General features: G+C 34.6%; 5 protein-coding genes and 1 pseudogene. 1 reads left to right on the forward strand and 5 read right to left on the reverse strand.

Annotated features, from left to right (window positions below; all coding sequences use genetic code 11):
• The 4 genes from BMW38_RS19165 to galU all read right to left on the reverse strand — a co-directional run.
• Positions 1–350: SDR family NAD(P)-dependent oxidoreductase (locus tag BMW38_RS19165; RefSeq protein WP_139193556.1), on the reverse strand; the 350-nt coding region annotated here is incomplete at its 3' end.
• Positions 343–2,013 carry a glucose-6-phosphate isomerase gene (gene pgi / locus BMW38_RS19170; RefSeq protein WP_092711084.1) on the reverse strand — a complete coding sequence of 557 codons (1,671 nt, stop codon included), beginning with the start codon at positions 2,011–2,013 and terminating at the stop codon, positions 343–345. The genes pgi and BMW38_RS19165, both read right to left, overlap by 8 nt.
• Positions 2,010–3,272, reverse strand: coding sequence for a nucleotide sugar dehydrogenase (locus BMW38_RS19175; RefSeq protein ID WP_045437429.1), 1,263 nt, complete (start codon positions 3,270–3,272; stop codon positions 2,010–2,012). Before BMW38_RS19175 ends, pgi begins: the two co-directional genes overlap by 4 nt.
• Before the next feature lie 117 nt (positions 3,273–3,389).
• Positions 3,390–4,265: a UTP--glucose-1-phosphate uridylyltransferase GalU gene (gene galU / locus BMW38_RS19180; protein WP_092711086.1), complete on the reverse strand. Its 876-nt coding sequence runs from the start codon at positions 4,263–4,265 to the stop codon at positions 3,390–3,392.
• A gap of 424 nt (positions 4,266–4,689) precedes the next feature.
• Between galU and BMW38_RS19185 the strand changes: the two genes are divergently transcribed.
• A complete protein-coding gene (locus tag BMW38_RS19185) occupies positions 4,690–6,630 on the forward strand; it encodes an acyltransferase family protein (RefSeq protein WP_092711088.1) in 1,941 nt (646 codons plus the stop codon).
• 53 nt (positions 6,631–6,683) lie between these two features.
• Here the strand turns inward: BMW38_RS19185 and BMW38_RS19190 are convergent.
• Positions 6,684–6,898: pseudogene (locus BMW38_RS19190) on the reverse strand (GDP-mannose 4,6-dehydratase); the annotation flags it as partial.

Genomic DNA, 6,898 nt, shown 5'->3' on the forward strand with positions numbered 1-6,898 from the left:
ACACCAGCCTTTTCCATCGAGTTAACCAGTTGAATGCTACCCGCAATATTATTATCAAAATAAATGAGCGGTTTTTCTTGGCTTTCACCTACGGCTTTTAAACCCGCGAAGTGGATCACAGCGTCAATTGAATGAGTCTGAAAAACACGATCAAGTTCATCTGCATTACGAATATCACCCTGCACAAAAGTTAAACTTTTTTGAGCGATATCTTGAACTCTATTTAGAGATTCTTCTGAACTATTCGAAAGGTTATCAAAAACGATAACTTCATGACCAGCCTGCAAAAGCTCAACACATGTGTGTGAACCAATATAACCTGCACCACCAGTGACTAGAATTTTAGCCATCTACTTTTCCTAACAATATTTTAATTAATCCACGCGTTGAAGCATCAAGTGTTGAAAGGTCATTTTGAACACCGTTTAAAATCGGAAGTAGCTGATCAGCAATCTGCTTACCTTTCTCAACTCCCCACTGATCAAATGGATTAATATTCCAGATCACAGACTGCACAAAAACTTTATGCTCATATAAAGCAATCAACATTCCTAAACTATAGGGATTTAATTCTTTCAATAATAATGTAGAACTTGGTTGATTACCTTCATATTGCTTATAAATTGGTAAATTCTCTAATTCAGTCGAGTCTAAAGCTTCATTACCAAAGGCTAGTAATCTTGATTGTGCTAAACAGTTTGAAAGTGCAAGATGATGTTGTTCGACCAGAGCTTCTGCATTTTCCACATAGGTAAAATGATCTGCATTATAACGTTGGACTGGGGCAATAAAGTCACAACTTACAGCTTGCGTTCCTTGGTGTAACAACTGATAGAAAGCATGCTGGGCATTGGGTCCAACCTCACCCCATATAATAGGACAAGTATCAAGCTCAACTTTTAGGCCATTGCGCTGTACTGACTTCCCATTAGATTCCATTTCTAGCTGTTGCAGATAGGCTGCAAAATACTTTAATCGTCCATCATAGGGTAATACGGCATGAGTCTGAATATTTAAAAAGTTATTATTCCAGATTCCTAACAATGCCATCAAAACTGGAATATTTTGATCAAAACTCGTATTTTTAAAATGCTCATCGACTGCATGAGCCCCTGCTAAAAGTTGCTGAAAACCGTCCACACCAATCGTCAAGGCTATAGGTAAACCTATACAAGACCATAGAGAATAACGTCCACCTACCCAGTCCCACAGCAGTAACTGGTTTTCAGACGCGATTCCCCATTCTGACATTTTGTCAGCTTTTGTCGATATACCAATAAAGTGACTTTTTAATACACGAGCATGTGCTCCTAATGCTTTTTCAAGCCACTGACGCACCGTTTGAGCATTTGATAAAGTATCAATCGTACCAAAAGACTTAGATGAAATAATGAATAATGTTGTTTCAGGACGAAGTTGATGGAGTAATTCTGATAACTGGCTACCATCCATAGTCGAAACAAAGTGAACATTTAAAGATTTAGCCGTTTTCACCTTGAAATCAGACAACGCATGAGTAACCATTTGCGGTCCTAAATCAGAACCACCCACTCCAATATTAACAACGTCTTGAATCACTTCACCAGTTGAACCACGATATTGTCCTGCATGGATTTTTTCCACTAAGGCATACATACGTTGTAACTGGCTATGAACTTGTTCTGTTAAGTCTGAAAACTTTGAATAGTCAGCCGGTAAACGCAATGCCCAGTGCATTGCTTCGCGTTGCTCAGTACAGTTAATTTTAGCTTTTGAAAAAAGACGATTAATCCATTCCATTAAGTTTTTAGTATTCGCAAGAGCTACTAATTGTTCTAAAATATCTTTGGTTAAACGATGCTTACTATAATCAAAAAATAATTGATCAAATTTTACAGAATAATTTTGAAAACGATCTGGCTCTAAAGCAAATAGCTCTTTTATATGTAATTTCGAGTTTTTTTCACCTAAAGTTTGCAGATGAGCTAAAGGCGAGACTAATTCCTTTGGAAATTGCTCAATTGATTTACTCATAAGCGCCCTACTCCTTCATAAGCAAAACCTTTCGCCTTTACATAAGCAGGATCATAAATATTACGCCCATCTAAAATTAAAGGATGCTTCATTAATTGTTGTAGTTGCTTAAAGTCAGGACTCCAATATTGCTTCCATGCAGTGACTAGGCATAATGCATGAGCATCTCGTACCGCCTCATATTGATCAGTACATAAAATTAAATCTTCACGATGCCCATAAGCTGCTGCTATTTCATCTAAAGCTTGAGGATCATGCAGACGCACTATTACACCCTGTGCCCATAATGCAGCTAATAAAATATGAATCGGTGAATTGTGTATATTCGAAGTATTTTCTTTAAAAGAAGCACCCCAAATTGCAACTGTTTTGCCATTTAGGCTACAGTGATAATAATTCCATAACTTACGAAATAAAATTTCTTTCTGCTGCTCATTAATAGCCCAAACTTGTTCCAAAAGGCGGCTTTTTGTTCCAGTTTCAGACACAGTGCTCGAAAGTGTTAAAATATCATGCGAAAAATTCTCACCACCAAATCCTACACCTGGTGATAAATATGCAGCACCAATACGTGTGTCAGCAGCGATACCATGTTTTACATTCGCAATATCAATGCCTAACTTTTCAGCAACCATAGCCAAGTCATTCATATAACTAATGCGGGTAGCCAACATGCCTGAAATACTAAGTTTTGTGAACTCAGCATCTAAAATCGGCATAAATAAATATTGATAACTAAATTGGAAAAAAGGACGCAATAACTCCTGCATAGTTTCACTTGCATCTCTAGACTCCACACCGATAATGACATGCTTTACATTCAATACACTATTAATGGCATTACCTTCCTGAATCACATCAGGGAAGTAAACCCACTCATCTTTTGGCAAATGCTGTTTTAATTTTTCTGTACCGTGCAAACCAAAAGTAGAACCATTAATCATTAACCGTGGGTGAACAATTGGTCGTTCCCCCAATTTTTCAACCGTTTTTAATGCAAGTTCAATTTGTGTTGGGCTAAAACAGAATAAATAAACTTCAATATCTAAAGGAATCTCAGAAAAAGGGCTCTCTTTTAAGAAACCCGCTTTTCGCTGCTTATTTAAGTAATTATTTACGTCTTGATCTTGATACGAAAGTACAGAAATATTTTCTTCACAGGTGACACTTGTACACCAGTAAATTTGATTACCATATTCAGCTAATAACGCTGCCATCACGCCGGCATGTAACGTTGTTCCAAATACTGCGATTTTCATTGCACACCTGATTTTTTCGTATTTTATAGATTTCTCGTCCCTTTACAGGAAGAGAATATACTGCTCAGCTACTATATTCAGTAGTTTTTACAAATGCTTAAGCAGAACTACAAAACTTTATAATTTAAGTTCTTGAATCAGCTGTTTAAATTCCAATCCTAACTTAGGGTGTGCAACACCATAGTGTAGTACAGCTTTCAAATAGCCAAGCTTGCTGCCACAGTCAAAAGTTTGGCCTTGCATCCGATAGGCTTCAACGGTATCAGTTTCTTGAAGCATCGCAATAGCATCAGTTAACTGTATTTCATTACCCGCACCTTTGGGTGTATTTTCCAAAAGCTGCATAATCTTAGCAGGTAAAATATAACGCCCCACCACGGATAAATTAGAAGGCGCAGAATCTATAGCAGGCTTTTCGATAATTCCCTGCATAGCAATACTTTCACCCTCATTCGGGCTCTGCTTCACATCAACAATTCCATATTGATCTACAAGATGGTCTGGCACTGCCTCAACCATGATTTGAGCAGCTTGACTTGATTCATAACGAGCAATCATACGCGATAGATCATTTTTCCCTGAGTTATCTTGAACCAATACATCTGGCAATAACACAGCAAAATCATCTTGCCCAACAATACTTTTCGCACATAAAACAGCATGCCCCAAACCCAAAGGTTGAGGCTGCCTTACACTTACCACACTCACATGAGATGGAATAATCTGAGTAATTTCTTCAAGTAAATCGAACTTTTTCTTTTGCTCTAGAGTCGTTTCTAGTTCAAAGTTTCGATCAAAATAATTTTCAATTGATGCCTTAGATGAATGAGTTACCAAAATAATTTGCTCAATTCCAGCCTCTACAGCTTCACGCACTACATATTCAATTGCAGGACGATCTACCACTGTGACCATTTCTTTGGGAATTGACTTACTTGCTGGTAAAAAACGTGTACCTAATCCAGCTACAGGTAAAACTGCCTTTTTAATCACAGATTCACTCTCTAATTAATCATAATATCTTACTACGTTAACATAACGCCCTATCAATACTTTGTTGAGCAGGAATTATTTTGTCTATAGTAATTTAAAAATGATAATTTATGCTAGCTGAAAGCTCTTCAAATAATTAAGAAGCATTCAGCATCTGTCTGCTATAGCATAATTCTTGATGTATTCCTTTTAAAACACCTCTCAATTCCCCTTCACCTATAGAATTAATTATTTTAAAATCAAATATATAATAAAAAATTAAGCAACAATACTCTTTCTATATTCTCAAAAGTCAGTATCATATGCATTAAATAATATCAATTGGTTTTAATAATTTTAAGAAGTCAAACAGATATAAAAATATACTAAATCATTCTTCTAAGTACATATAATAATGCCGACAATACCTTGACTTAGCTTTTCTATGAATACCAACTTTAGATACGATATCAATGGACTACGAGCTTATGCCGTAGCATTAGTTGTACTTTTCCATTTTGGAGTAATAGGCTTTTCCGGTGGTTTCATCGGTGTGGATATTTTTTTCGTCATTTCAGGTTTTTTAATGACTCAAATTATCGTATCTGGCCTTGAAAAAAAGACTTTTAATTTTTTTAAATTTTATATATCTCGTGCAAATAGAATTATTCCACCTCTAGTTGCCTTATGCCTGATTATTGGAATAATAGGATGGTTTACTTTAACCCCTCAAGAACTAAAAGACTATGGAAAACATGCAGCCACTAGTTTAAGCTTCCTCTCAAATATTCAGTATTTTAGAGAATCTGGTTATTTCAATACAGACTCTCATGAGAAATTACTATTACATACTTGGTCTTTATCTGTTGAGTGGCAATTTTATATTCTACTTCCTATAATTATATTTATAATAACCTTATTAACAAAAAATAAATTGGTTTTGAGATTAATATTTCTAGCAATATTATTAATATCATTTTTATTGTCAATTTTAATAACAAAATCTAATCCAACCGCTGCATTCTTTCTATTACCAACGCGCGCTTGGGAAATGATGACTGGTGGATTGTTATACTTATTCTTTCAAAACAAAGTTTTTTCATCTTATAAAAAAACAATAATTGAGATTTTTGGATTTTTTTTAATATTTATTTCTGTTATATTATTTTCAGGAAAAACTGCTTGGCCTAGTTACAATGCAGTTTTGCCTGTCTTAGGAACTTTTTTAATTTTATTAGCATGTAACAATAATTCTATTTTAACAAATAATAGAATTGTACAATTTTTAGGAAACACCTCCTACTCTATCTATTTATGGCATTGGCCTATTGTATTTTACTTATCATACATAGAAAAATCGCATGAAATAAAATATATAATATTATCCATTATATTATCAATTATTTGTGGATGGTTATCTTTTAAATTTATTGAAACTCCAACAAGAAAATGGCTTTCAAAACAAAAAGTTTACTTAAATTATATTAGTACATTAATCTATATTTCAGTTCCTATGGCGATATTCATAGCTTTTTTCGTAAAAGATGGAATGCCAAATCGATTACCACAAAAAATCAACAACATAGCCCAACAATCTAATAATAGAAACCCTTTAATGCAGAAGTGTCATATAGAAGAAGGTATAAAAGTTCCTGAATGCAAGTATGGCAATGGGCCTGTTAAGTTAATTGTAATAGGAGATAGTCACGCAGCAGCAATGATTAGATCAGTTGAAAAATCACTTCCAATAAACTCTTCAGTATTAGATTGGACCTATTCAGGCTGCCCTACAGTGGAGCATATTAAAAAATTAAATAGCCCAAATTTTAAATGTGGCTTAGTTATATCAAAATTTATAAATAAACTAGATCAACATCCTAATACTCCAATTCTAATAATTAATCGAATCAATGTGCTGTTCCACGGTGCTCCAGATGGTGACAATGATTTAACAAAGCCTATTAGATATATAGATCGTCCATTCCAAGCATATGATCAAGAATATTATAATGCTATGAAAATTGCTTATATTGATACTCTATGTAAGATTTCAAAAAAGAATGAAGTTTTTGTTACACGTCCTGTTCCTGAGTTTCCATCTAATGTTCCGAAAACTTTAGCACATAAAGCCATTATTCATTCACAGACAAGAATGAAAATTCTAAGAGCTCAATATATGCAACGCAGTAAGTTATCTTATGAGGCGCAAAATGAAGCAGCTGAAAAATGTGGTGTAAAAATTTTAGAAACAGCTAATTTTTTCTGTGATAATAATTATTGTTATCCTGATAAAGACGGTATGCCTTTATATTTTGATGATGATCATCTTAGTATTTATGGTGCGGACCAATTAATTCCACTCTTTAAAAAGATTTCAGAAAAATAAATAAAATTGAAGTAATAGGGTTTCCCCTATTACTTCAATTTATCAATATAGGTTTATTCTACCTTATATCCATTAGGATTTTGCTTTTGCCAGTTCCAACTATCCTTGAGCATATCCTCTAAACTATGTTGCGGTTGCCACCCCAACTCAGCAACTGCACGGCTATTGTCTGCAAAAGAAGTCGCAACATCGCCAGCTCGACGTGCTACAAACTCAAAGGCTACAGGTATGCCATTAACTTGTTGAAAGGTGTCTTTAACTTGCAAAA

It is taken from the genome of Acinetobacter sp. yr461, assembly GCF_900110445.1.
Classification (GTDB): Bacteria; Pseudomonadota; Gammaproteobacteria; order Pseudomonadales; family Moraxellaceae; genus Acinetobacter; species Acinetobacter calcoaceticus.